Raw genomic sequence first — 24,917 nt, 5'->3', positions numbered from 1 at the left:
GGTTCCCCACGGGGGGAAGATGGGGCAAGAGTATCGCGTACTGCGTGAGGGAGAGTTGAGACATGAATTCCATCAGAATGATCGGGGCCGCGCTTATCGGGTTGGGACTGGCTGCTGGTGCGTCTGCACAGGGGTCTGACCCGATTTCCGATACCGCCGCCGTCTATGCGACGTACCAGTCCGAGGTCACAGTGGTAAAAGAAAAACCGCTCTCGTCCGCTGGCGACATCGACCATGCCCTGACATCGCTGGGCGGTCACAATCCGGACCAGCTGTCGAAAGGCTGGATCGCCTATTCCGCGCTGATCGCGTCACAGGACCCTGAATACCGGGCCGCCGTGCGCGACATTGAAAGCTTTTACGGCCGTGAAGCGCTCGAAAGCGGCATGCGCAACGATGTGCGTTATGCCCGCACACTGGGCGGCGGCGACAATGCCGTCAGCGCAGCCCTCATGGCCACCGAGGCTGACAGCCGGCGCCTGAACAGCGCCGCAGCCTATGTGAAGGAACAAGCCTATTCGCTCCAGGCAGCCGGCTGGGCGAAAGCCAAGATCGGCAATTCCGGCGCGAAAGCCCGCAAGCTGGACAGCAGCCAGTCGGCTGGTATCCCCGCGAAACTGGGCCTGGTGACCGCCATGAACGCAGCTGATTTCGACAGCGTTCTGTTGCAGGCGGGCGCATCCGGTGCGCCGTCGCTGTGGGACAGCGTGTCCGGTGCCGCAAGCGCCATCCGCTTTCCGGCCGCGGTCAAGTCCGGCCTGACCGGCAACCGCAAGCGCGTGAAGTTCGGCAAGGAACCGATTGCTGACCAGATTGCCACACTGGCTGCCTATCGCGTGCTGGGTTCCAGCACCGAAAAGAACTCCAGCCAGATCAATTCGGCCATGGCCGAGCGGGAGACCAAGGGCTGCCTGAACATGGCCAACCTGAACCTGCAGCAGTGTGTCGCAGCGGCCAACCAGCAGTACGAAGTCCCGTTCTGCATCGGCGAACATGCCCTGTCGGACGTCGGCAAATGCATTGGCGGCGTCTACCAGTAGGCGACCCAAACCCCATCACGTCAAAGACCCCCGGCTGCCCTGATCGGTGCCGGGGGTTTTCTTTTGTCCGGTGATGCCCCATTTCAGGGCAATGAGCATCGAGACCACCGCCGCCGACATCCGTGAAGAGTTTTCCTGGCTGGACGATTGGGAAGCGCGCTATGCGCACATCATCGATCTCGGCAGGGAGAACCCCGCATTGGCAGACGGTGAACGGACCGAGGAGACCCGCGTGCGCGGTTGCACGTCACAGGTCTGGATCGTTACCGACATTGCGGACGGCCGCCTCAACGTGCGGGCGGAATCCGATGCGATGATCGTGTCGGGCCTGATCGCCCTGCTGATCCGGCTGTATTCCGGTGCGCGCCTGTCTGAAGTCGCTTCATTCGATGCGAAGGCCCTGCTGGACGAGATCGGCGTCTCCGGCGCCCTGACCTCGCAACGCTCAAACGGCCTCGCCTCAATGCTCGAGCGGATCCAGCGGGATGCGCGCGAGGCCCTGGCGGCCTGACCGGATTCAGGCGACGGCGGGCGCCTCGCTGAGCAGCACCACGCTCGACAGGCCGACCGATAATTGCTCGATCCAGTCGTCGAAATCACCATCGTCGCGGCGATCCTCGATGAGGTGGCAGGCATAGGCAACGGTCGAGCGGTCGCGGTCGAATGCGCGGGCAATGCGGGCCAGGCTCATGCCGAGTGCAACATGCGTCAGGTACATCGCGATATGCCGGGCACGGGACTCGATCGGTCGCCCGCGTTCGTGTGACAGGATGACGTCAAGGCGAAGCCCCAGCGCGTACGCCGTGAGGGCAGCGGCCAGATAGGCCCGGTCCTCGTCTTTTCTTGGATCGAATTTCGCCATCACCGTCTCCTTCTGTCTGACAGGCAGAAGACTACCCGGCAATCGAAGGTGTAGGATAACTTTCCTATATCAGCAAGCCAAGGTCAGGGCTGGCGGGTGATTCAGGCGGCCGCGCGCGAGGAAGACTTGTGGACAGTACTGTTCGACCCGGTCGACGGGATGGCCAGCCGGCGACTGGGCAGGAGTTCGTCATGGCACAGCACCATGGTGAGCTGGCCGTTTGCATCCGCGAGCGGCAGGCGCAACCAGGCGTGGACAGACCCGCCCTCCTCGATCACACCGCCAACAGGTGCGCGCCGTTCGAGCGCTGCGGACAGGCCGAGTGAATAAGTGTCACCATGATCGCCGACAACATCTGCGACGCGGCGCCCGCGCGCCTCCATCCCGAAAATGTCGCGAAGGCGCGACCCGGCAATCCGGAACCGGCCATCGCCGGATGCATCGAACTGTACAAGTGAGATGCTGGCCAGCATGCTGCGCAGGACGCCAGGATCAATCGCGTCGCGCGGGACCGCACCAGCCTCGCTGCGCAAGCGTTGCCAGTATTCGATCAAGGTACGTTGGGCGATTGTCACGCCCTGAAAGACTGCTTGTTTGGTCATCGTTCGCCACCCCCAGGTGATTCGATAGAATCACCTATCGCGCGAGTGGAGTCGCGGATCAAGAGTCAACTACAGGAATTCTTAACCAGTCTTACCAAATTATTTCATTTCGCTATGGCAACGAAAAGTATTGGCGCGCGATTACTCAGGCCTTTTCGCCCTTGCCCAGCCCCATCTTCTTGGCCAGCATTGAACGGTGCTTGGAATAGCCCGGCGCCACCATCGGGTAATCAGCCGGCAGGTTCCATTTTTCCCGGTATTCTTCAGGAGACATGTCGTATTTCGTTCGAAGATGCCGCTTCAATGACTTGAATTTCTTGCCGTCTTCCAAGCAGATCAGGAAGTCGTCCCCGAGCGAGCGCTTGACCGAAACGGCCGGCTTCGGGCGGGCAGTATCGAGGTCGGGATTGCCAATTCCGGCGAGTGACGAATACACATTCCGGATCAGGCCCGGCAGATCGACCGACTCGACGGCGTTGTTGCTCACATAGGCAGATACGATTTCTGCCGCGAGTTCAACAAGCATGCCGTCGCGAACATGTCCCCTCGTGGCATCGACCATTATCTTACCCCTCCATCGATAATTTATTCTTGGGTAATCCAAGCGAAGGGAGAGTAAAACGATTATTTACAGCCGCTACTGCAGAATCCAGACAGTTGTGACACTAAAATATCACGCCTGTACCAGCGTTGCTTAGCGCACCGAGATGAAAGCAAGTAACAGGACGAGTCCGAGCAATGCAGCGGTCCAAACAGCCATCGCGCCGGTCAGGCCGCCCCGGGCCAGTTCGCCGCGCGGGCTGAACGTTGCTTCGATCCGGTCATAGGCCCTGCTGGAAAGCTTGAAGAACACGCTCGTCATCGCCGGCCCCACCTTGCCCCAGACCGTGCCTGCCCAATTGGCCATGCTGAAGCCGACGCGGCGATAGGCCCAGTCGGTATCCAGGATCTCGCCGCGCTTCTCGGGCGGGTAGATGTTGAACCGCTTGAGCAGCACGAAGGCGAATGTCGCGAGCACCAGCAACTGCATCTGGGTCAGCACGTGATCGAAGGTAAATGGCTGGTAGGTCATCGCCTCCTGACGGTATGGCAGCAGGTTGTAGAGCCATTCATAGCCGAGCCCCGGAATGAGGGCGGGAATGCCGATTGCGATCGAGATGAACGCCGCCATGCCCATGGCCAGCAGCATGTTGAATGGTGCTTCCTTGACGCGCTTGCCGCTGTCATGGCCGAAGAACGCGAAGTACGGGATCTTGATCCCCGAGTGCTCAAGCACACCGGCAGAAGCGAACATCAGCATCAACCAGATGATCGGCAGGCCGGCATGGGCCACGGCGCTGAGGATCATGGACTTGGTCACGAAGGCCGAGAATAGCGGCATGGCCGAAATCGACAGCGCGCCGACAAGACAGAACAGCGTCGTCCACGGCATCGAGCGGAAGAGACCGCCCAGTTCGGACGCCTTGGTCGTGCCCGTCCGGTAAAGGACCGCACCCATCGACATGAACAGCAGGCCCTTGAACATGATGTCGGCAAAGGCGTGTGCGACCGCGCCATTCATGGCCAGTGGCGTACCGACGCCGATGGCGCAGATCATGAAGCCGATCTGGTTGTTGGTCGAATAGGCCAGAACCTTGCGCAGGTCGTTCTCGATGACGGCGAAGAAGACCGGGAAACAGGTCATGATCGCGCCGATCCAGATCAGCGAGTCCTGGCCGGGGAACATGCGGGCAAAGGCATAGACGGCCAGTTTTGTCGTGAAGGCGGACAGCACGACCGCGCCGACCACGGACGCCTTGGAATAGGAATCCTGCAGCCAGTTGTGCAGGAAGGGGAAGGCCGCCTTGATGCCGAAAGCAATGAAGATCAGCATGGCCCCGGGCTGGGCCAGGTCCTCGAACACCTGCAGGCCGATATCGCCAGTGTCATGGTAGACATAGGCGATGCCTGCCAGCAGCAGCACGCCGGACAGGATCTGCATACCGAGATAGCGCATCGACGCGAAATAGGATGCCCGCGTTCCGGCGCCGAGCACCATGAAGACCGAGGTCACCGCGGTGATTTCCCAGAAAACGAACAGGGTCATCAGGTCGCCGCAGAAGGCGGCTGCGATCGCCGCGCCACCATAGGCGAGCGCCATGCCGTCCTGGATCCGGTCGTCGGTATGCCAGGCGTAGATGGCGTTCAACAATGCCGCGATGAGGAAGGCCAGGCCGAACACGAAGCTGAGCCCGTCGACGCGGTAGAGCACGAGATCGAGCCCGAGCACGCTGGCCGTCAGGTGGTTCACGTTCTGGTCGGCAAGGGCCAGCATCAAGATGCCGACGAGTGGCGCACCAATCGCCAGCGACTGCCGGATGCGGCGCGCCGGCAGGAACATGGCGACGACACCAACGAAGATCAGCAACCAGCCGGGATTCAGGGCAGCGAGCATGGCAGACATCACTCATCCCCCTCATAGTCTGGGTGCGACGGCAGGTCGGGCGTTTCCGGCAGGTCCGGGTCAACATCGGCGGGTGGGCCGCCGGCATCGCCATAGTAATTCTCGTTGCGGCGCAGCAGGTTGCCCAACGGCCAGCCCATCAGCACCACGAAGGTAAAGCAGGCAAAACCGTAAAGGCCATAGAACCCGGTCGAATTGGCGAACGTGAAATAGTCATGCCGGTTGACGACAAGGTCGAGGATGATCAGGCCGGCCCCGAACACGCCAAGGCCCCAGAACATGATTGCGCCGATATGCTTCGTCTCTGTCCAGCCGAACAGGATTTTCGCCATCGGATGCATGCCGTCGTCGGAGACGGTGTGCAGCTGATGGGCCTTTTCGGCAGCCTGTTTCATGAAACGGCCCGCTGTGTCGCGACCGTCAGGGCTATCATTGCTCATGGCTGGCCTCCTGTCATGACGGCCTGGGCTGCCCCACCGAGGGCGGGCGCAAGGAAGTCTGCGATGTCACCTATGGTGAAGAAGAGCACCACGCAAAGGATCGCCGTGAAGACCGGCGCAGCAACCGTCAGCGCAGGCGCGCCGCCGGGCCGCTTGAACGGTCTCGGCTCGGGCGATCCGGGCGGCGGCATCAGGGCAAGAATGGGGATCGGCAGGAGGTAGGCGATGTTGAGCATGGACGACCCGATCAGGACCCATACCACATACCCGTTCCCACCATCGATCGCGCCGCGCAACAGCTCGTATTTCGGCCACGCGCCCGCCATGGGCGGAATGCCGATGATCGACAGCGAGGCGACAAGAAAGGCGATGAACACCCAGGGCATGCGCCGACCAAGGCCGCGCATGTCGGAAATGTTGGTGGCGCCGGTGGCGACATAGATCGCGCCTGCACACATGAACAGGGTCATCTTGCCCGCCGCATGGGCCGCGATCTGCAGGCTGCCCCCCAGGAAGCCGGCCTGGTTCGCGAGCATGGCGCCAGCCGTGATATAGGCCAGCTGTGCAATCGTCGAGTAGGCCAGCCGGGCCTTCAGGTTGTCCTTTGTCATCGCCACCAGGGACGCCACGATGATGGTGAAGCAGGCGACCCCGAGAAGGAATTCACGCCCCGGCGTGGCGTACAGCAGGTCTGTCCCGAAAATGTAGATCGACACTTTCATCACCGCGAACACGCCGGCCTTCACCACAGCAACCGCGTGCAGGAAGGCTGAAACGGGCGTGGGCGCGACCATGGCGTTCGGCAGCCAGAAATGGACCGGCATCAGCGCCGCCTTGCCGATACCGAAGACGAACAGCAGGAGCAGCGAGGTCGCTACAACCGGGCTCATCTCGACATTTGCGAGCAGGCCGCCCTGCACGAAATCGAGGTTTTGCCCAGCAAGCACCCAGGTCCACATCACGGCCGTCAGGAACAGGCCGATCGATGTGCCCAGCAGCGTCAGCAGGTAGATGCGTCCACCGCGCTTGGCCGCCGCGTCGCCCTTGTGGGCAACCAGCGGATAGGTCGCCAGCGTCAGCACTTCATAGAACACGAACAGGGTGAACAGGTTGCCGGCCATGGCAATGCCCATGGCGCCGAAGATGGAGAGGGCAAAGCAGATGTAGAAACGCGTCTGGTTACGCTCGCGGTTCCCCCGCATGTAGCCGATCGAATAGAAGGAATTGACGATCCAGAGACCGCTGGCAACGACCGCGAACAGCGCCCCGAGCGGCTCCAGCTTGAACGCAAAGGACAGGCCCGGTGCCGCCTCGCCCAGGTCGAGTGCCGGCACGCCGCCACGCGCCACGTCGGCAACCAGCGCAATCACGACGCCGAGCAGGATGAACGCCCCGACAATCGTGACGGATTCGCGCACGTTCGGGAAACGCCCGGCTGCCGCGATGCCAATGGCCATCAGCAGCGGGATGCAAAGGGCGGCGAAAATCAACATGTCCGGGCTCATCGTCCTGCCCCCATGCCGAAGACCGCAGCGGCGGCGTCACGCGCGAGGTCGAGCGGCAGCTTGGTGGTTATGCCGAAATAGATGTTCGCGAGCGCCATGACCCAAAGCGGCACCAGCATCACGATCGGTGCTTCCTTGCGCGTCTTGCGCGGATTGGCCGGCGGCTGGAAGAACACGGCCTCGAGGATGCGCCCCATGTAGATCACGGCCAGGGCGCTGGAGAAGACGACGAGCAGCACGGCCCACCACCAGCCATGCTCGAACAAGGCATAGCCAAGCTGCAGCTTGGACTGGAAGCCCGCGGTCAGCGGCATGCCGATCAGTGACAGGGCCGCAATGGCAAAGGCGGTCATCGTCCATGGCGCCGACCGGCCAAGGCCGGCAAAATCGCGAATGGTCGTGCCCTTGTAGGTCAGCACGACGCCGGCCACGGCCATGAACAACGTGCCTTTGATCATCGCGTGGTTGAGCAGGTAGAACAGGCCGGCGCTGAGGCCGTCTGCCGTGCCGAGCGACAGGCCAAGGATCATGTAGCCGACCTGGGCGACCGAGGAATAGGCCAGCACGCGGCGTACATCGTTCTGGAACACGGCCTGGAAACTGCACGCCACCATGGCGGCAATGCCGAGTGGCATGAACAGGTAGGTAAAGCTGGCAATCTCGAACGAGAATTCAGGCCCGAACACGCTGAACAGGAAGCGGATCAGCGCATATAGCGCCACCTTGGTCGTGGTCGCCGACAGGAACATCGACACGAAGCTCGGGCCGTAGGAATAGGCATTCGGCAGCCACTGGTGCAGTGGCCACATGGCCGCCTTCAGGCCAAGCCCGACGACGATGAACGCAAAGCCCGCCTGGACCGTGCGACTGCCCGAAACCGCCGGCAGTTTCTCGGCAATGTCGGCCATGTTGAGCGTGCCGGTCGCGGCATACAGGAAGCCGACGCCGATGATGAAGAAGGTCGCGCCGATCGTGCCCATGATGAGGTAGTTGAACGCTGCCGGCAGCGCCCGGCGGTCGCGCCCTGCGCCGAGCGCGACGAGCACATAGGTCGAAATCGAGCTGACCTCGAGAAAGACGAACAGGTTGAACGCGTCACCCGTGATCGCGACGCCGCAAAGCCCGCCGAAACAGAGCAGGAATGCCGAATAGAACAGGGACGTCTTTTCCTTGCGGACTTCCGATTCCACCGTCGGCCAGGAGAAGATCGACGCCAGCAGGCCGATCGAGGCGACAAGCAGGAGGATCATCGCGTTCAGCGCATCGACGCGCAGTTCGATGCCCAGCGGCGGCGCCCAGTTGCCGATGGCATAGCTGACGATGCCGGTGCCGTTCGTCTGCACGATTCCCAGCAGGATGAGAGACAGCAGGAAGGATGACAGGGTCGCCACGATGCTGACGATCCAGGCGATCCGGCCGCTTGGCACCAGCGCCAGTATGGCGCCCAGCATCAGCGGCACCATGATCATCAGCGGCGCCGCGTGGGTAAGGGCCCAGGCCGGCGCGGAATTCAGCAACAGATCGATCATGCGCCCGCCTCGCCCAACTGGGCGTCCAATTCGGTTTCCTGTGCAAGCGCCGTTTCAAGGTCGATTGCGCGGACTTCATCGCCTTCGATCGTGCCATAGGCCTCGCGGATACGAACGATCAGGGCAAGCCCCACGGACAAGGTTGCAACGCCCACGACAATCGCCGTCAGCATCAGGACGTGCGGCAGCGGGTTGGAATAGATGTTCACCAGTTCGACCGGCGCACTGATATTGCCCATCGCATGGCCGCCCGGCACGGCAACGGCATGGTGCACGGCTTCGCCGGCATGGCCACCGCCATGCTCCACGGCATCAGGGCCATACAGGATCGGCGCCGTGCCGCCGGCAATCTTGCCGAGCGTGACATAGAACAGGCAGACGGATGTCTGGAACAGCGAGATGCCGACGAGGCGCTTGATGAAGTTGTTGCTGGCAAACGTGATGTACAGGCCGATCATCATCAGCCCGATGATCGCCCAGTAGTTTGCGCGTTCCAGAAAGAATTCCAGCATGGATTACCAGTCTTTATCTCTGATTTCAGCGACACGGCCGGCAAACGCGTAGAAGATCGTGAGCATCGCGCCTGCGACGCCGCAGAGGACGCCGATCTCGATGACCATGATGCCGATATGCTGGCCGTGATGTTCGCCCGGCGGCTCGTGGAAGAGCGCCTGGTATTCAAGGAAGTTGCCGCCGCTGAACAGGGCCCAGAAGCCGACGCCGGCATAGATGATGACGCCAACTGCCGCGAGCGACCGCGTGAACACTGGCGGCACGGCGCGCATCGCGGCCGGCACGCCGAAAATGAGCGCGTAGAGGATGATGCCAACCGCAATGATGATGCCAGCCTGGAAGCCGCCACCCGGCCCGAAATCACCATGGAACTGCACATAGAACGCGTAGAGGATGATCAAGGGGATCAGCATCTTCGAGACAGCGCGGAGGATGATGTGGTGGTCGCTGTTCATGACGCGTCGTCCTCATCCTTGGCCGGCTCGGACTCGCGCGGCGTTGGCAGGCGATCGCCCTTGCGGATGGAATCGGCCAGGGAGCGCTCGCCGAAACCGAGCAGCAGGGCCACAGCCAGGCCGGCAATGAACACGACCGACGTTTCCCCCAGCGTATCGTAGCCCCTGTAGCTGCCCAGAACCGAGGTCACGACGTTGGGAATGCCCGTGTCGGCCCAGTTGACCTGCAAGTAGGTGAGGCCGACGCCGGTATTGACGGGCGATGTCGGATCGCCCAGCGCCGGCAGGTCTACACTGGCGTAAATCAGCATGATGCCTGTCGCGATCACCACGAGCGCCGGGCCAAGCCTGGCGAATTTCTTGTCCGGCTTGACCGTCCGCGAGGTCAGCAGCATTGCGCCCAGCAGGACAACGGTCGACATGCCGGCACCGACTGCCGCTTCGGTAAAGGCAACATCGACAGCATCCACCACGACATACCAGACAGCCGACACGAGCGAATAGACGCCGGAAAGCATGACGATGGCGAACAGGCTGCGGATGCGCGCAATCGAGAGCGCCACCACGAACAGGATGCCCAGCAGCAGGATATTGACCAGCGCGAGGCCGATATCGGCCTGAACAGGATCGCTCATTGGCTGTCCTCCTCACGGTTCCGGCGCCCATTGATGGGGCCGATCAGCGGCTGCAGGCCGGCAGTGTGTGCCGCATTGGCCACGGCGTGAGAGGCAGTCGGGCTGGTGAAGAACATGAACAGGAAGATCGTCAGCAGTTTCGCCACGATCAGCCAGCCCGGCGCCATCAGCGCCATGCCGATCAGCACGAGCGTCGCGCCGGATGTGTCGGTGATGCTGGCTGCGTGCAGGCGCGTGTAGAAATCGGGGAAGCGCATGACGCCGATCGTGCCGACCATGCAAAGCAGCGCGCCAGCCAGGCTGACCGCCGCGCCGGCGGGGTAGCGGACCACTTCAAACCAGGCCTGCAGGTTGGCGATGAAATCAGACATTGCGCTTGCCTCCCTGGCCACCTGTGCCGGTACGCCCCGTCAGCGGCACCTGGAACGAGCGGTAGCGGAAGAACTTGAGGATCGCGATGGTCGAAACGAAATTGATCAGCGCGTAGAGGATCGCAATGTCGAGGAATTCCGGCCGGCCCATGACGAAGCCGAGCAGGCCCAGCGCCAGCACGGTCTTGGTGCCGAACGAGTTCACGGCGAGCACGCGATCATACAGCGTCGGCCCGAGCAGCGTGCGAATCAAAAGCAGGACCATTCCGAGCAGGATGGCGATGAGTGCGGCGGCGGTCATGTCGTGGCACCCCGCCCGTCAATCGCACGCGCTGACCGCCGATCCATCTCGGCAAACGCTTCTGGCTGGGAGTCCTGTTCGTACAGGCCGTGGACCAGCAACTTGTCACCCTCGATGGCGACGGTGACCGTGCCTGGTGTCAGCGTAATGGAATTGGCAAACGTCACCTTGGCGAGATCAGAGCGACAGACCGATTTCACCTTGACCAGCGCCGGCGCGATATCGAGGTCGGCGCGCAGGCAGGCCTGGATCACGGTCCAGTTCGCCTTGATGATCTCTTTCATCAACCATGGGAAATAAAGCGAGAAGCCGAGCATCCGGCCGTAGGGCGATCCCTCGCTGTCGATCAGGTCAAGCCGGTACGCCAGGATGAGGCAGAGGGCGACGGAAACACTACCAAGACAGAGGAGTAGCGGCGTGTAATGACCGGACATGCCGAGCCAGAACGCAACGAGTGCAACAAAAAGCCCGAGAAAGTACGCCACTATGCGCGTTTGCTCCCTTACCAACCCGATTCACGAACGCCTGACCTAATGGCCTGCGCACGCCTTGGGAAGACTCTTTCATGAAATTTCCGGAGCTATTTGCCAAAAACCAGTCGAGCGGTGCGTTGTGACGTCGAGAACGCGGCTTCTTCATTGGCAGGCGTGTCCATGTCTTCGGCATCGCGCAACGCCTGCGACGAAAAGGCCGACGACAGCGACCAGTTCCAGTAGCGCAGCGTCGTTTGCGCTTTCGCCACGGTGAGCAGTTCGTAGGTTTCGGCGACGATGGCGAATTGCGGGTGGATCTGGCCTTCCTCGATTTCCAGCGGCCGCCGCAGCGCCGCCCAGAGCACCGGCAGGAAGTCGCGCTTCACGCCGGTGGCCTTGCACAGGACTGCCAGGCCCTCTCCGCCGGCGTCGGACATGATCTTTGCGATCGTCACGGGCCGCACGCCGCTGATGAAACCGATCTCCTGGGCCAGCTCGGGATTCATGCCCTCGATCGCGGCGGCGTTGATGGCGCCTTCCAGGCTGTCATATTCGCTGCGGTCGAGTGCCGAACGGTTGCGCTGGCGGCGCTCGATCAGCTGCAATGCCTTGCGCGCCACCGGATCGGCCCATTTCTCGGCGGCCATCATCTCGAACACGTCCTTGCAGGTTTCGATGACTTCAAGCCGGTCGGCCGAGTGGCGCTGGAGAATCTTGCGGCGTGTGAGTCCGTCGGACCACCAGAACATCGCCATGGCCTGGGACGGCCTGAGTTCCAGGCGTTCGACCAGGAGCGGGCACAACTCCACCTCTTCGCGTGAGCGTGCCAGCAACCGGTCGACGGCCTGTTCAGGCAGGCTGGCGCCCTCGTTCAGGATCAGCTCGCGCACGACGTGCAGCTCGCCGTACTCGGCAAGGGCTTCGCTGACGCTGGGCGGCACGACCTTGCGGTTGGCCACGGCAAAGCGGTGCTCGGTCGTTGTCACCTGGACGATTTCGCAAAGGTCCGATGAATCGAATGCTTCATTCTGTTCCAGCAGGGGCTGGGCAATCTCGAACTCGCACTGGGCCAGATAGCGCAGCAGGCGCCGCGGCGCTTCCCGGCTCGCCGCCAGCCGGTGGGCGCACATCATGCGCTCGCGTTCGGTTGCGTGGAACAGCATGTCCAGCAGGATATCGCCGACCATGCTGCGATCCTGGTGGGCCAGGCGCGATGCCGGCATGGCAACAAGGTCAACCAGCCGCCTGAGAAGGGCGTCCCGCGCGCGTCCGATGCGCGGTGGCTGTAATGGCTCTTGCTGGACAGTCATATGCGGGCCCGGTTGCACGTACGCGCCAGAGTGACCGTAAACCGTTAACGAGGGGTAGCCGATAAGCCGGAAATGTCAGGTGCGCCCCCGCGCGCCCGGATGCACCACCAGAACCAGCAGGCTGGCCACCAGCATCAGGATCGCGAGCATGAACAGACTGCCGCCATCTGTAGCTGTACTTGCGGGATCAAGGGAAATCGGGACCTCGCGGCCAAGCCACGGTGACAAGTGGAACGCGACAGCGCCCCCAAGAACGATCGTGGACAGGATGGCACCGAACCGCCGTGTCATCGGCAATAGCAGGAACAGCGCAGCCACCAGTTCCAGAAGTCCCGTCATGACACGCCCTGCAGGCTCGAAGAGCGTCAGGCCGGAGCGTTCGGCTATGGTCTGGAAGATGATGTTCTCCCCCGGCGGGTCGAAGAATTTGACCGATCCGGCAGGCGGATTGGGCAGAGGATGAATCGTCGCCTGCACAAACATGGCGATCAGGAACAGGGCCAACGCCCAACTGACGAGATGCCGGAACAGTCTCATGTTACTCCACCCATGGCTTGCTGAGGCAGGATGCCACGCCACGACGCTACAAAGCCGGGGCGCTGATGGCAACTGACACTGGCGCATCAGGTGTGGCGAATCGGTCACGGAACGGACCGTACACCCCTGTCGCTCGCACGCTCAGCCGGCGCAGGTGCGAAGTGGACGGAACAAAGCCGATATCCCACCCGTTCCACTGATTGGTCAGGCCGGAGCACCGGGAATGCCCCAACGCAGCGGCCGCCAGAGGACGATGACCACAGAGGCGAGAATGATTTTTCAGGGAACTACCGCAACCATGAACAAGCCATCCCGACCCATCTTGCCCGACACCAGCGGGACTGGCGCCCGGCGCCACGCATCCTTGCCGGATGCGCTCGACGCCGTTGTCGCGCATTATCACGCCGTTGCCGTTCTCGTCGTGAAAGATCCGGAGCAGGCCCTCAATCTTGTCGCCGGTTTCGTAAGCCGCGTTCACCGTGACGCGGCGTTTGCCAATGGCCCGGTTGATGAGAACGAACTCGAAGCGGCCTTTGTCGCCTATGTCGACGATGTGCGCGATACGTGCGTCCATCCGGTTCACCTGGCGCGCAATGAGGATGGCACATATGCGATCGCCCACATGCCGCTGACCGACCTGATGGCGATCCTGAAATAAGCCTTTCACATCTGTGCACGGCCAGGCCGGCTTGGATCGGAACAGGCCACAAGACGCTCGACCTGAGACCATTTCCGCCCGAATTCAGTACAATTTGCACGCATTGGGACATGTTAGCCCTGTCATTTTGCGAAATTCGAATTCGCGCGTTGAGTCTCCAACCGATCAACGCTAGACGACCCGGCGGGGACGAACGGAATGGCGCACTCGTGAACGACAAGAGCGACAATTGGGGAGAGCCCGTGCACGACGGCATGTCAGACACCGGCAGCGACGCCCTGTCCCTGAATTTGCGCGCCGCCCTGCGCGCCCGATACGAAAGCGTGATTCAGGAACCCCTGCCCGATACGCTGGCGGCTTTGCTCCAGGATATCCGCTCGGCGGAAAACAAGCGGCGCTGACTGCGGCACCAGCGCCCGTTGCGCATGAGGGGAATTTCCTTTTCTTGCCCCCTCCGCATCCCTACAGTCGGGATTGTTCCAGGGAGCAGGAATGACAGACCGCATCGAGGAACTCGTAGACGACATGGCCGAGGACGCGGCTGGCGACGTGACGTCCCCGGTCAGCGGCGTCAGCGAAGCCATGGGCGCGGGTGCATCGCTGCTCTCCACCGCCTCACACTGGCGCGCCCGGCAATTGCGGCGTGGCGTGCGCATCGAATTGCCGGCCTACCTGCTCGTCCAGTGCAGCTGGTTCATGGCGTTCGGCCTGCAGATGGTGCTGTTTCCCTACCTGATCACCGGCCAGAACCACCTGCATCTCGACGGCCTGGCGCTCGGGTTGGCCAATATGGCCCTGTCGGCGCCTTCGGTGCTTTTCCTTCTTCTGGGCGGCGTTGTCGCGGAACGCGCGGACGGTCGGCGCCTGCTGATAATCCTCCATCTCCTGGCCGCTGTGCCTGCCCTCATTCTCGGTCTGGCGGTTGCGCGGGGGCATTTGTCCTATCCCGCGATGATCGCCTACGGCCTTGTGATCGGCACGGTCGGCGCCTTCATGATGCCGGCCCGGGATTCCATCGTGAACGAAGTGGTCGAACGGCGGATGCGCGTCGGCTCCGGCGTGACGCTCCAGCTCGGCGTGACGCTCGCCACGATGGCACAGTTCCTGGCGCAGATCGCCGGCCTGATCCTGGCTGGCTACGCTGACAAGATGACCCGGATGCCGCAATGGATGGGCGGCTTCGGAATCGGGCCGATCGCGGCGGAAAAGCTGCTGGTGGCGCAGGGCATCATCCTCGTGTTCGGATCGATGTTTGCGCTGTACCTCGCCAAGGGGCGGCAGGTACGCACCGGTCGGCGCGGCATGGGCGCTGCCTTCGGTGACATTGCCGAGGGATTCCGCGCCGTGCGATCGGACGGCAAGCTCTGGGCGATGACGGCCCTGATGTTTGGCGTCGGCATTTTCGTGATCGGCGCATTCCTTGTCGTGCTGCCAATCATCAACCGGGACGTCTACGGCTTTGGGTCCGACGGCATTCGCGACATGTTCGTCACGTTCTGGATGGGCGCCTTTGTCTCGTCCGTCGTGCTGTCGATCTTCAAGCGCATCAAGCGGCAGGGCCGTCTCATGCTGATCGCGCAACTGCTGGGGTCCAGCAGCATCCTGGCCATGATGTGGGAGATTCCCCACTGGGCCTTTCTCGGCATCGTGTTCGCCTGGGGCCTGGCCGGCGGCATCTCGATCGCGATGAGCCGGTCGATCGTGCAGGACGCCGCGCCGAAGGAAAAGCTGGCGCGTGTCCTGTCGATCTACCAGCTCGGATTCATGGCCGGGGCGCCCATCGGCGCAGCCCTGATGGGCGCGCTGGTCGACCTGTTCGGCCCGCAGAAGATCGCCATCGTTCCGGCTGGCGGCATGGCGCTGATCATTCTGTGGATGATCTTCTTCACGCCGGTCTGGAACATGAAAGGCGCTGCCTGGGAAGCGCATGCGGCGAAGAAGTGACACCGGGCCCGAAGCGTCCTAAATCGGCGGCCATGAATTCGATGCCGCGCGCCACAATCCACCTGTCGAACATCGTCGCGAACTGGCTGACGCTGGACGCCCTGCATCCCGGGACGACAACGGCCGCAGTGGTGAAGGCTGACGCCTATGGCCTCGGGGCCGTGCCGGTTGCGCGCGCGCTGCTGAGGGCGGGCTGCTCGACCTTTTTCGTCGTCTACCTGGCCGAGGGTCTCGCGCTGCGAAAGGCACTGGGGCTCGGCCCGCGCATTCTGGTCCTGAACGGCCCGCGGCCGGGCGAGGCCAGCACATACAAGGGCGCCCAGCTGACGGCGGTTCTCTCGAACCGGGCCCAGGCGGCCGCATGGGCAACGGCGCCGAAAGGCAGTTGTGCGATCCAGTTCGACACGGGCATGAACCGGCTCGGCTTCCGCGGCCTGTCGGCCGAGGACGCAGCCGGGTTGCGCAAGTTGCAGCCGGTACTGGTGATGACTCACCTTGCCTGCGCCGATGACCCCGGCAATCCGATGAACGCCCGCCAGAGGGCCGATTTCGACGCAATCTGCGAGAGCTTTGCCGACGTGCCGGCCAGCATCAGCAATTCCGCCGGCTGCTATCTCGGCCGGGGCTGGGGCTATGACCTGACCCGGCCCGGCATCGCCCTCTATGGCGGATCAGTGCCGCCGGAAGGCGTAACGATCCGCCCCGGCGTGACGCTCGACGCGGAAATCCTCTGCGTCTCCGATGCGAAGGCAGGCGAAACGGTCGGGTATGGCGCCACGCAGACACTGACCGAAGACACGCGGCTCGCGACGGTTTCCATCGGCTATGCCGACGGCCTGCTGCGCAGCGGGTCTGGAAAGCTGCTGGCCTATATCGGAGATGTCGCCTGTCCGGTTGTCGGCCGGATTTCCATGGACCTGACCATCATTGATGTAACAAAGGCACAGGACAAAGCAAAAGCCGGTGTGCGCGTTGAATTCATCGGCGAGCATGCCAAACTTGAGGATCAGGCCGCCCGCGCGGGTACGCTTGGCTATGAACTACTTACAGGGCTCAGCAATCGTGTCGAACGTGTCTACGCATAAAAGCGGATTTCCCAACCCCCTGCGCTGGATCGGTGCCAGCGTGCTCGGCCTGTTCGCCGAGATCGGCCGGCTGTCGGTCTTCTCCGCCCGGGTCAAGCTGGCAGCCTTCACGCCGCGCTGGTTCTGGGGCGAAATCTGGCGCCAGATGATCCGGATCGGGTTCTATTCCTTCCCGGTCGTCGGCATGTCGGCCGTGTTCATCGGTGCGGCGCTCGCCCTCAACATCTACACAGGTGGCAGCCGCTATGGCGCCGAACAGTTCGTGCCGAACATCGTCGTGCTGGGCATCACGCGCGAACTCGGCGCGGTGATCACCGGCCTGATGCTGGCCGGGCGCGTGTCGGCCGGCATTTCAGCCGAGATCGGCGCCATGCGCGTGACCGAGCAGATCGACGCCCTCGAAACCCTCTCCGCCTCTCCCTATCGCTATCTCTACGCCCCCCGCTTCCTCGCAGCCCTGATCACCCTGCCGATCCTGGTGGCCGCGTCCGACATTATCGGCGTGATGGGCGGCTGGCTGGTCAGCGTCTACAGCCTCGGGTTCGACTCCACGACCTACCTGCGCAACACGCTGGATTTCGTGACGACGGAAGACATCATCGTCGGCCTGATCAAGGCTGTCGTGTTCGGCGGCGTCATTGCGCTGATGGGCTGTTACCAGGGTGACCGGTCGCAGGCTGGTGCCACCGGCGTCGGCCGCGCAGCGACCCTCTCCATGGTCGGCGCCGCCGTGCTCGTGCTGGCGTCCAATTACGTGATGTCCAACCTGTTCGTGGAGATTGGCCTGTGACCCAGCCCATCCTGAAACTGGAAGGCGTGGTGAAATCATTCGGCCGCAACGAAGTCCTGCGCGGCGTCGACATTGATGTTGCGCCCGGGCAAAGCCTTGTCGTGATCGGCGGATCGGGCTCCGGCAAGTCGGTCATGCTGAAGAACGCGCTCGGCCTGATGACGCCTGACGCCGGCAAGGTCTTCTTTGACGGGCATGATGTCACCCAGTCGAAGGGCAAGACGCGCGAACGCATGCGCGCCCGCGTCGGCATGCTGTTCCAGTCCGGCGCCTTGTTCGACAGTCTCACGGTCTGGGAAAACGTCGCCTTCCGCCTGATCCATGCTGACGGCGTCAAGCGCCGTGACGCCAAGGAGCGCGCCCTCGCCACGCTGAAGAAGGTACGGCTCGGCTCTGATGTCGCCGGGCTCTATCCGGCCGAGATTTCCGGCGGCATGCAGAAGCGCGTCTCGCTGGCCCGCTCGATCATATCCGAACCGGACCTGATCTTCTTCGACGAGCCGACCACCGGCCTCGACCCGATCACGGCCGATGCCATCAACGACCTGATCATCGAGCAGGTGCGCAGTCTGGGCGCCGCCACCGTGTCGATCACCCATGACATGGCGTCCGCCCGCAAGATCGCCGACGAAGTGGCCATGCTGTTCGAGGGCAAGATCATCTGGCGCGGCAAGGCCAGCGATGTCGACCACAGCGGCAACGAATATGTCGACCAGTTCGTCCACGGCCGCGCCGACGGGCCGATCCAGCCGGCGATCTGACAGCAACGGTGAAATGCGAGGTTTGCCTCGGCGGAACGCCGGGTTACGCTCCCTGACGGCACCGCGGGGGGAGCAATGCCATGATGGACTTCATCAAGTATGTATCGATTGCGTTCACGGCGCTCTCGCTCGGCTTCACCGGCTGGCTGCAATACGAGAAATTCCGGCTCGACGGCGAATGGCATATCGACACCTGCACGGTTGAGGCCGACCTGGAATCCTATGAAGGCCTCCACCTCGCCTGGCGCGTCTTCCTGTCGGACGACCCGCTCTCGGCCCCGGTGGTCGGCGATGGCGAGAAGATCGAGGAAGCGTTCAAGCCCATTCCGGCTGCCGCGCGCTATCCGGTCCGCCTCGTCGGCACCAAGGAAATCAACTCGGTCACACTGACCGGCCGGTTCGAGGGCGCCCGCCGCGCCTCCACGGGCCGCTTCGAGTTCCATCCGACCCTCTCCAAGCGCCTGTTCTCCGGCTACCTGCCCTTCTACCAGCGCAATGCCGACGTGCTGGACGGCACGTTCGCCTTCACCGCCGGCAACGCCCGCGGCCCCGCCCGCGCCGTGCGCCTGACTGACGGAAAGATGCCCGGCGGCGTGCCCGCCTTCGTCTGCGTACCGCCGGCATCGGGAGATTTGCCAGCTGACGGTCTTTCGCCCGCGGCCGACACGCCCTAGCTTGCGCGCATGGCCAAAACCGCGACCTCTGCTTTCGTCTGCCAGTCCTGTGGCGAGGTTCATTCCAAATGGACCGGCAAGTGCAATGGGTGCGGCGAGTGGAACACGCTGGTCGAGGAAGCCGTGGGCGCCGTGCCCGGTGGCCTCGCACCGGCAAAATCCGGCACCAAACGCTCCAGCAAGACCGAATTCGTCGCCCTCAATGCCAAGACTGAAGCGCCACAGCGCATCGTCATGGGGGTCGAGGAACTCGATCGCGCCTTCGGCGGCGGGCTGGTGCCCGCGTCCGCCACGCTGATCGGCGGCGATCCCGGCATCGGCAAATCGACGTTGCTGCTGCAGGTCGCGGCCCGCCTTGCCCGCAACGGCCTGAAGACCGTCTATGTCTCCGGCGAAGAGGCCGCCGCCCAGATCCAGGAGCGGGCCGTGCGCCTGAAGGTCGCCGAAAGCCCGGTCCAGCTCGCCACCGAAACCGACCTGCGCAAGATCCTGTCCGCCCTCAAGGCGGCCCAGCCGGATTTCGTCGTGATCGATTCGATCCAGACCATGTGGTCGGACAGCCTTGAAGCCGCGCCCGGCTCGGTCGGCCAGGTCCGCGCCTGCGCGCAGGAACTGACACGCTGGGCCAAACGCTCCGGCGCCGCCCTCGTTCTTGTTGGCCACGTCACCAAGGAGGGCACGATTGCCGGCCCCCGCGTGGTCGAACACATGGTCGACACCGTGTTCTATTTCGAAGGCGAACGCGGCCACCAGTTCCGCATCCTGCGCGCGGTGAAGAACCGCTACGGCCCGACTGACGAAATCGGCATTTTCGAGATGCACCAGTACGGCCTTGCGCCGGCCAAGGAACCCTCCGCCCTGTTCCTGTCGGCTGATGGCGGCGCCGAAGGCGGCGCGGCGGTGTTTGCGGCCATGGAAGGCTCGCGCCCCGTCCTTGCCGAAGTGCAGGCGCTTGTCGCCAAGAGCGCCTATGGCACGCCCCGGCGCAGCGTTGTCGGCTGGGATACCGGCCGCCTCGCCATGCTGCTTGCCGTACTCGAAGCCCGCTGCGGCATCAGCCTCGCCGGGATGGACGTCTATCTCTCGGTTGCGGGCGGCTATCGTATCAGCGAACCGGCCGGCGACCTCGCCGCCGCCGCCGCCCTCCTGACCTCGCTGTCAGCCGCCGCCGCGCCGGAACGCTCGGTCTTCTTCGGCGAAGTCGCCCTCTCCGGCGCCGTCCGGCCAGTGGCCCGGATCGAGCAGCGCCTGAAGGAAGCCGCACGGCTCGGATTCACCCGCGCCTATGTGCCCGAAGGCAGTCCGGCCACAGTCGATGGCTTGACGATCACCCCGATAAAGAGGCTTATCGAGCTTGTGGACCTACTTGCCCCGGACGCCCTGAATGCTTGATTCCGTTACAGCTTTCGACGCCATCGCCGTGGCTGTTATCGTCATTTCCGCCATCATGGCGTTTGCCAGGGGGTTCCTGAGAGAGCTTGCAACGCTCGGCGCATTCATCGGCGCACTGACGGCTGCCTTCTATGCCCGCAAGTTCCTGCATGACCCGCTACAGGCCCTGCTGCCCGAAGGCTCGCATGAATTGCTGGCGGACGGAATACTCGTCGTCGGCGCCTTCATCGTGGTCTACGTGCTTGTTGCCTGGTTCGGACAGCGCCTGTCGAAGAACATCCAGGGCGCAGACGGAATCGGCATGTTCGATCATTTTGCCGGGCTGGCCTTTGGCGTCGCCCGCGGCATAATCGCCCTTGTATTCTTTGTCGTCCTCCTCCACCTCGCCCTTGATGAGAGCAGGATTCCCGCCTTCATCCAGAACGCTGCCGTGTACCCCGCTCTCAGCAGTGTTGCTGATTATGTGAACGAGAATGCCACGAAAGTTGGTCAGGATGCACGAACCGCCCTTCCCTCGACGGCCGAAACAGGCCTATAGACGTCACGAACCCGTCACGCACGAGGGAGGCTCCGGTCTCATATGATCCTATTCGATCATGACGATGACAAACCCCGTGAAGAATGCGGTGTTTTCGGAATCTACGGCAACAACGAAGCAAGTCTTTACGCTGCGCTCGGGCTTCACGCCCTTCAGCATCGCGGTCAGGAAGCCTGCGGCATCACCACCTTTGACGGGAAGCGCTTCCCGTCCGAGCGCCACATGGGCCTCGTCGGCGAGCATTTCGGCGGCGACCTGCGGACCCGCCTGCCCGGCTTTGCCGCGATCGGCCACAACCGCTATTCCACGCAAGGCCGGCCGACCTTGCGCAACATCCAGCCGATTTTCGCCGACCTCTCCTTCGGCGGCTTTGCCGTTGCCCATAACGGCAACCTGACCAATTCCCGTCAACTGCGGCACGAACTGGTGCGCGAAGGGGCGATCTTCCAGTCCACGATGGACACCGAAGTCATCCTCCACCTGGTCGCGCGCAGCGCCAAGCCACGCTTCCTCGACCGCCTGGTTGACGCGCTTCAGCAGATCGAAGGCGGCTATGCCCTTGTCGGCCTGACCGGCAAGAAACTGATCGGCGCGCGTGACCCGATCGGCCTGCGTCCGCTCGTGATCGGCAAGCTGGGCGAAGCCTATGTCCTGGCATCCGAGACCTGCGCGCTCGACATTATCGGCGCCGAATTCGTGCGCGAAGTCGAGAATGGCGAGATCGTCGTCATCACCGATGATGGCATTGAATCGATCCGGGCCTTCCCGCCGCGCACGGCCAGCCCGTGCGTCTTCGAATACGTCTATTTTGCCCGGCCCGACAGCGTTGTGCAGGGCCGGTCCATCTATGAAGTGCGCCGCCGCATGGGCCACAATCTCGCGGCCGAGACGATGGTGGAGGCAGACGTTGTCGTGCCGGTGCCAGACAGCGGCGTGCCTGCCGCGCTCGGCTATTCCGAGGCTTCCGGCATTCCCTTCGGCATGGGCATCATCCGCAACCACTATGTCGGGCGGACGTTCATCCAGCCGACCAATGTCGGCCGTCAGGCCGCAATCTCGAAGAAACACAGCCCGAACCGCGCGGTCCTCGAAGGCAAGCGCGTCATCCTGGTCGATGATTCCATCGTTCGCGGCAACACCTCGAAGAAGATCGTCCAGATGGTTCGCGAAGCGGGCGCCAAGGAAGTCCACCTGCGTTCGGCCAGCCCGCCAATCGTGAACCCGGATTTCTACGGCATCGACATGGCCGCCAAGTCCGAACTCTTCGCCGCCATCCACACGCATGAGGAAATGGTGCGTGAACTCAAGGTCGACAGCCTCGGCTTTCTCTCCGTTCCGGGCCTCTACAAGGCGATTGGCGAACCTGTTCGCAACGGCATGCAGCCGCAATTCGCAGACCATTGCTTTACCGGCGACTACCCGACCGCGCTGGTCGATCACCAGCACGACGAATCCGACAAGGAACAGCAACTCTCGCTGCTGGACGATGTGTAAGCGCTGCGCTAAACGCGCCGCATGACTGAACACCCCAGACTGATACTCGTTACCGGTGCCTCGCGCGGGATCGGCCGTGCTGCTGCGCTCCAGCTCGCGCGCGCCGGCCATATGGTCGTTGCTGTCGCCCGGTCCAAGACCGCACTGCAACAGCTCGACGACGCCATCCGCGCCGAGGGCAACGAAGCCATCCTCGTGCCGCTGGACCTCAAGGACGCCAAGGGCATCGAGACCCTCGGCAAGGTCATCGGCGATCAGTTCGGCCGCCTCGACGGCCTGATCGGCAACGCCGGCGTGCTCGGCACCCTCGGCCCGCTGGAAACCAGCGGTCGGCGCAGTTTCGAGGAAACGATCGAGGTCAACCTCACCGCCAACTGGCGCCTGATCGCCGCGCTCGCCCCCTGGCTGCACCAGGCCGCCGCGCCCCGGGCCGTGTTCGTGACCTCGAGTGTCGCTTCCCACCCCCGCGCATTCTGGGGGCCCTACCAGGCGTCCAAGGCCGGGCTCGAGGCCATGATTCTCGGCTGGGCCGACGAGACCGAAAAAATGGCGCTGCGCGTCAACTTGTTCGATCCGGGCGCCACCCGCACCGAAATGCGTGCCACCGCCGCCCCCGGCGAAGATCCGATGACGCTGCCGACCGCAGACCAGGTTGCCGCAGAACTGGTCAAGCTCGTGGCGGCCGAAGAATCCCGGACCGGCGAACGCATCCGCTATCGCGAAATCGCTGCTACAACCGCTTGAGGCCAGGCCGTGCCGCCCGCTGATACAGGCCTGACCGTTCGCTCTGCCAGCCAGGCGGACCTGCCTGTCCTGAAAGCCTTCGAACAGGGGATCATAACAGCCGAGCGGCCATATGATCATACGCTCAAACCCGACCCGATCAGTTATTATGACCTCGGCGCCCTGATTGATTCCGACGACGCGGAAGTGGCCGTGGTCGAGGCGGGCGGCGTCATCATCGCATCAGGCTATGCGCACAAGCGATCGGCCAGGGACTACCTGAAGCACATGCATTTTGCCTTTCTCGGCTTCATGTACGTCGTGCCCGAGCATCGGGGGCAAGGCATCAACAAGCGCCTTCTCGACCACCTCTTCGATTGGGCGCGGGCGAAGGGCCTTCCGGAGATCCAGTTGACCGTCTACAGCGAGAATACGCCAGCCATTCGCGCCTACGAAAAGGCGGGGTTCGCGTCGCACATCACCGAAATGCGGTTCAATCTCGACGAATGACCGCTTAGCTGAGGCTAAGCCCCTCCATCGCGCCGCTCTCGCGCCAGCGGTCGAGAATGGCGAAATAGGCGTTCGAGCCTGCGCCATAGGCCGTATTCTGGCGCGCCCGGTCGCTCAGCTTGCCCTCATTGTTGTAATAACCCGGCGTGCATTCCTCGAAGAAGCTTTCGCGCAGTCGGGCATTGTCGACAATCTCGGCGACCCAAGCAGCTTCCGCTTCGGGCGTCACCTCGATCGTGCGGGCCTTCCGGCGGGCAGCCTCGCCGATGATATAGCTGATGTGGCGGGCCTGCTCGTCCAGCAGGTGGGGATAGTTCGCCGTGAACCCGGCCTGCACCGTGCCCATCACGAACAGGTTCGGGAACCCGTTCACATGCACGCCATGCAGGCTGCGATAGCCGTCGGCCCAATGGTCCGACAGGAGACGCCCGCCCTCGCCGGCAACATCATAGCCGGCCCGGCGCGTGAACTCGGTGCCGACTTCAAACCCCGTCGCATAGATCAGGCAGTCGATCTCGTAGGTTTCACCATTCGCGATGATCGCCGACTCCGTGATCTGTTCCACGCCCTGCCCATTGGTATCGACCAGCGTGACATTCGGCCGGTTGAACGCGGCGAGATAGTCGTCATGGAAGCAAGGCCGCTTGCAGAACTGCCGGTACCAGGGCTTCAGCGCCTCGGCCGTCGCGGCGTCCGTGACAATCTCGTCGACCCGCGAGCGCACCTGTTCCATCTTCTGGAAATCGGCCAGTTCGGCCAATTCTTCCAGCTTCGCCGGATCGAGATCCTGGTTGCCTTCCTGCGACGCAATGAAAAGCAGGTTGCGGATGATATGGGTCCATCCGTCCATCACCAGGTCTTCCGGCTCGTAACCGCCCGAGACCAGCGTGTTGAAATTCTCCATCCGCCGCCGGTGCCAGCCGGGTTCCAGGCTGGCTGCCCACTCCGGATCGGTCGGCCGGTTCGCCCGCACGTCAATCGACGACGGCGTGCGCTGGAACACGTAGAGCGCCTTGGCGCCCTCGGCGAGATGCGGCACGCATTGCACCGCTGTCGCCCCCGTTCCGATGATGCCGATGCGCTTGTCCTTGAGGCCTGCAAGCCCGCCGGACGCGTCGCCGCCGGTATAGGCATAGTCCCAGCGGCTGGTGTGAAAGCTGTGCCCGGCGAACGTCTCGACGCCCGGAATACCCGGCAGTTTCGGGCGGTTGAGCGGCCCGTTCGACATGATGACATGGTTGGCCGTCATGCGGTCTCCCCGGTCGGTCTCGACCAGCCAGACCTTGCGTTGGCCGTCCCATGCCAGGCCCGTGATCTCGGTCTGCAGGCAGG

General features: G+C 63.2%; 30 protein-coding genes. 14 read left to right on the top strand and 16 right to left on the bottom strand.

The genetic code is table 11. From position 1 onward, the window contains the following. The first annotated feature begins 62 nt into the window (after positions 1 to 62). Both HJO_RS00145 and HJO_RS00140 read left to right on the top strand, forming a co-directional pair. Positions 63 to 1,040, top strand: a complete 978-nt coding sequence (locus tag HJO_RS00145; protein WP_156945354.1) for a hypothetical protein — start codon at positions 63 to 65, stop codon at positions 1,038 to 1,040. Positions 1,041 to 1,131: 91 nt separating this feature from the next. Then, the gene (locus HJO_RS00140) at positions 1,132 to 1,551 is read left to right on the top strand and encodes a SufE family protein (protein ID WP_035612344.1); all 420 of its coding nucleotides are present in this window, start codon (positions 1,132 to 1,134) and stop codon (positions 1,549 to 1,551) included. A gap of 6 nt (positions 1,552 to 1,557) precedes the next feature. Here HJO_RS00140 and HJO_RS00135 read toward each other — a convergent pair whose 3' ends face one another. From HJO_RS00135 to HJO_RS00065, 15 genes are all read right to left on the bottom strand, one after another. After that, positions 1,558 to 1,902, bottom strand: coding sequence for a helix-turn-helix domain-containing protein (locus HJO_RS00135; RefSeq protein ID WP_051617882.1), 345 nt, complete (start codon positions 1,900 to 1,902; stop codon positions 1,558 to 1,560). Positions 1,903 to 2,003: 101 nt separating this feature from the next. Beyond that, the gene (locus tag HJO_RS17415; protein ID WP_051617880.1) at positions 2,004 to 2,504 is read right to left on the bottom strand and encodes a PAS domain-containing protein; all 501 of its coding nucleotides are present in this window, start codon (positions 2,502 to 2,504) and stop codon (positions 2,004 to 2,006) included. 145 nt (positions 2,505 to 2,649) lie between these two features. Further along, complete coding sequence (locus tag HJO_RS00125; RefSeq protein WP_084141269.1) at positions 2,650 to 3,066, bottom strand: Ros/MucR family transcriptional regulator; 417 nt, start codon at positions 3,064 to 3,066, stop codon at positions 2,650 to 2,652. Between the two features lie 132 nt (positions 3,067 to 3,198). Beyond that, positions 3,199 to 4,947, bottom strand: a complete 1,749-nt coding sequence (locus HJO_RS00120; RefSeq protein WP_035612342.1) for a Na(+)/H(+) antiporter subunit D — start codon at positions 4,945 to 4,947, stop codon at positions 3,199 to 3,201. Beyond that, positions 4,947 to 5,387, bottom strand: coding sequence for a hypothetical protein (locus tag HJO_RS00115; RefSeq protein WP_051617878.1), 441 nt, complete (start codon positions 5,385 to 5,387; stop codon positions 4,947 to 4,949). The genes HJO_RS00120 and HJO_RS00115 overlap by 1 nt, the downstream gene beginning before the upstream one ends. Further along, positions 5,384 to 6,892 carry a proton-conducting transporter transmembrane domain-containing protein gene (locus HJO_RS00110; protein ID WP_051617876.1) on the bottom strand — a complete coding sequence of 503 codons (1,509 nt, stop codon included), beginning with the start codon at positions 6,890 to 6,892 and terminating at the stop codon, positions 5,384 to 5,386. The genes HJO_RS00115 and HJO_RS00110 overlap by 4 nt, the downstream gene beginning before the upstream one ends. Beyond that, positions 6,889 to 8,421 carry a monovalent cation/H+ antiporter subunit D family protein gene (locus tag HJO_RS00105; RefSeq protein WP_035612340.1) on the bottom strand — a complete coding sequence of 511 codons (1,533 nt, stop codon included), beginning with the start codon at positions 8,419 to 8,421 and terminating at the stop codon, positions 6,889 to 6,891. The genes HJO_RS00110 and HJO_RS00105 overlap by 4 nt, the downstream gene beginning before the upstream one ends. Further along, positions 8,418 to 8,933: a cation:proton antiporter subunit C gene (locus HJO_RS00100; RefSeq protein WP_035612338.1), complete on the bottom strand. Its 516-nt coding sequence runs from the start codon at positions 8,931 to 8,933 to the stop codon at positions 8,418 to 8,420. Before HJO_RS00100 ends, HJO_RS00105 begins: the two co-directional genes overlap by 4 nt. Positions 8,934 to 8,936: 3 nt before the next feature. Continuing rightward, positions 8,937 to 9,389, bottom strand: a complete 453-nt coding sequence (locus HJO_RS18585) for a Na(+)/H(+) antiporter subunit B (protein WP_035612336.1) — start codon at positions 9,387 to 9,389, stop codon at positions 8,937 to 8,939. Further along, on the bottom strand, positions 9,386 to 10,024 hold the full coding sequence (locus tag HJO_RS18580; protein ID WP_051617874.1) for a DUF4040 domain-containing protein: 639 nt from the start codon (positions 10,022 to 10,024) through the stop codon (positions 9,386 to 9,388). Before HJO_RS18580 ends, HJO_RS18585 begins: the two co-directional genes overlap by 4 nt. Continuing rightward, a complete protein-coding gene (gene mnhG / locus HJO_RS00085; RefSeq protein WP_035612333.1) occupies positions 10,021 to 10,395 on the bottom strand; it encodes a monovalent cation/H(+) antiporter subunit G in 375 nt (124 codons plus the stop codon). Before mnhG ends, HJO_RS18580 begins: the two co-directional genes overlap by 4 nt. Next, a complete protein-coding gene (locus tag HJO_RS00080; protein WP_035612331.1) occupies positions 10,388 to 10,696 on the bottom strand; it encodes an MrpF/PhaF family protein in 309 nt (102 codons plus the stop codon). Before HJO_RS00080 ends, mnhG begins: the two co-directional genes overlap by 8 nt. Continuing rightward, positions 10,693 to 11,181, bottom strand: a complete 489-nt coding sequence (locus tag HJO_RS00075) for a Na+/H+ antiporter subunit E (RefSeq protein ID WP_035612328.1) — start codon at positions 11,179 to 11,181, stop codon at positions 10,693 to 10,695. Before HJO_RS00075 ends, HJO_RS00080 begins: the two co-directional genes overlap by 4 nt. 95 nt (positions 11,182 to 11,276) lie before the next feature. After that, entirely contained in the window at positions 11,277 to 12,479 is a 1,203-nt protein-coding gene (locus HJO_RS00070) for a DUF2336 domain-containing protein (RefSeq protein WP_035612326.1), read from the bottom strand. A gap of 75 nt (positions 12,480 to 12,554) precedes the next feature. Beyond that, on the bottom strand, positions 12,555 to 13,016 hold the full coding sequence (locus tag HJO_RS00065) for a DoxX family protein (protein WP_035612325.1): 462 nt from the start codon (positions 13,014 to 13,016) through the stop codon (positions 12,555 to 12,557). A 298-nt stretch (positions 13,017 to 13,314) separates the two neighbouring features. Between HJO_RS00065 and HJO_RS00060 the strand changes: the two genes are divergently transcribed. The 12 genes from HJO_RS00060 to HJO_RS00010 all read left to right on the top strand — a co-directional run bounded on the left by HJO_RS00060 (position 13,315) and on the right by HJO_RS00010 (position 23,585). Next, a complete protein-coding gene (locus tag HJO_RS00060; protein WP_035612323.1) occupies positions 13,315 to 13,674 on the top strand; it encodes a hypothetical protein in 360 nt (119 codons plus the stop codon). A gap of 209 nt (positions 13,675 to 13,883) precedes the next feature. Then, positions 13,884 to 14,075 carry a NepR family anti-sigma factor gene (locus HJO_RS18300; protein ID WP_156945353.1) on the top strand — a complete coding sequence of 64 codons (192 nt, stop codon included), beginning with the start codon at positions 13,884 to 13,886 and terminating at the stop codon, positions 14,073 to 14,075. Positions 14,076 to 14,166: 91 nt separating this feature from the next. After that, entirely contained in the window at positions 14,167 to 15,618 is a 1,452-nt protein-coding gene (locus tag HJO_RS00055) for an MFS transporter (RefSeq protein ID WP_035612321.1), read from the top strand. A gap of 32 nt (positions 15,619 to 15,650) precedes the next feature. Then, complete coding sequence (gene alr, locus HJO_RS00050) at positions 15,651 to 16,703, top strand: alanine racemase (RefSeq protein WP_051617872.1); 1,053 nt, start codon at positions 15,651 to 15,653, stop codon at positions 16,701 to 16,703. Further along, positions 16,681 to 17,493: an MlaE family ABC transporter permease gene (locus HJO_RS00045; RefSeq protein ID WP_422120062.1), complete on the top strand. Its 813-nt coding sequence runs from the start codon at positions 16,681 to 16,683 to the stop codon at positions 17,491 to 17,493. Before alr ends, HJO_RS00045 begins: the two co-directional genes overlap by 23 nt. Next, complete coding sequence (locus HJO_RS00040; RefSeq protein ID WP_035612318.1) at positions 17,490 to 18,254, top strand: ABC transporter ATP-binding protein; 765 nt, start codon at positions 17,490 to 17,492, stop codon at positions 18,252 to 18,254. Before HJO_RS00045 ends, HJO_RS00040 begins: the two co-directional genes overlap by 4 nt. 80 nt (positions 18,255 to 18,334) lie before the next feature. Then, a complete protein-coding gene (locus tag HJO_RS00035; RefSeq protein WP_035612316.1) occupies positions 18,335 to 18,928 on the top strand; it encodes a hypothetical protein in 594 nt (197 codons plus the stop codon). A 9-nt stretch (positions 18,929 to 18,937) separates the two neighbouring features. Then, entirely contained in the window at positions 18,938 to 20,320 is a 1,383-nt protein-coding gene (radA, locus tag HJO_RS00030; RefSeq protein ID WP_035612313.1) for a DNA repair protein RadA, read from the top strand. After that, the gene (locus HJO_RS00025; protein ID WP_051617868.1) at positions 20,313 to 20,858 is read left to right on the top strand and encodes a CvpA family protein; all 546 of its coding nucleotides are present in this window, start codon (positions 20,313 to 20,315) and stop codon (positions 20,856 to 20,858) included. Before radA ends, HJO_RS00025 begins: the two co-directional genes overlap by 8 nt. 42 nt (positions 20,859 to 20,900) lie before the next feature. Then, positions 20,901 to 22,352 carry an amidophosphoribosyltransferase gene (purF, locus tag HJO_RS00020; RefSeq protein WP_035612311.1) on the top strand — a complete coding sequence of 484 codons (1,452 nt, stop codon included), beginning with the start codon at positions 20,901 to 20,903 and terminating at the stop codon, positions 22,350 to 22,352. A 21-nt stretch (positions 22,353 to 22,373) separates the two neighbouring features. Further along, the gene (locus HJO_RS00015; RefSeq protein ID WP_035612309.1) at positions 22,374 to 23,096 is read left to right on the top strand and encodes an SDR family NAD(P)-dependent oxidoreductase; all 723 of its coding nucleotides are present in this window, start codon (positions 22,374 to 22,376) and stop codon (positions 23,094 to 23,096) included. A 9-nt stretch (positions 23,097 to 23,105) separates the two neighbouring features. Beyond that, the gene (locus HJO_RS00010; RefSeq protein ID WP_206741783.1) at positions 23,106 to 23,585 is read left to right on the top strand and encodes a GNAT family N-acetyltransferase; all 480 of its coding nucleotides are present in this window, start codon (positions 23,106 to 23,108) and stop codon (positions 23,583 to 23,585) included. Positions 23,586 to 23,589: 4 nt separating this feature from the next. On the opposite strand, the gene HJO_RS18510 is transcribed toward HJO_RS00010, so the two are convergent. Beyond that, positions 23,590 to 24,917 (bottom strand): flavin-containing monooxygenase (locus tag HJO_RS18510; protein ID WP_051617866.1); only part of this gene is annotated, 1,328 nt, incomplete at its 5' end.

Source organism: Hyphomonas johnsonii MHS-2, assembly GCF_000685275.1.
GTDB lineage: Bacteria > Pseudomonadota > Alphaproteobacteria > Caulobacterales > Hyphomonadaceae > Hyphomonas > Hyphomonas johnsonii.
Note: the sequence above shows the minus strand (reverse complement) of the source record. Positions and strands in the feature narration are given on the sequence as shown.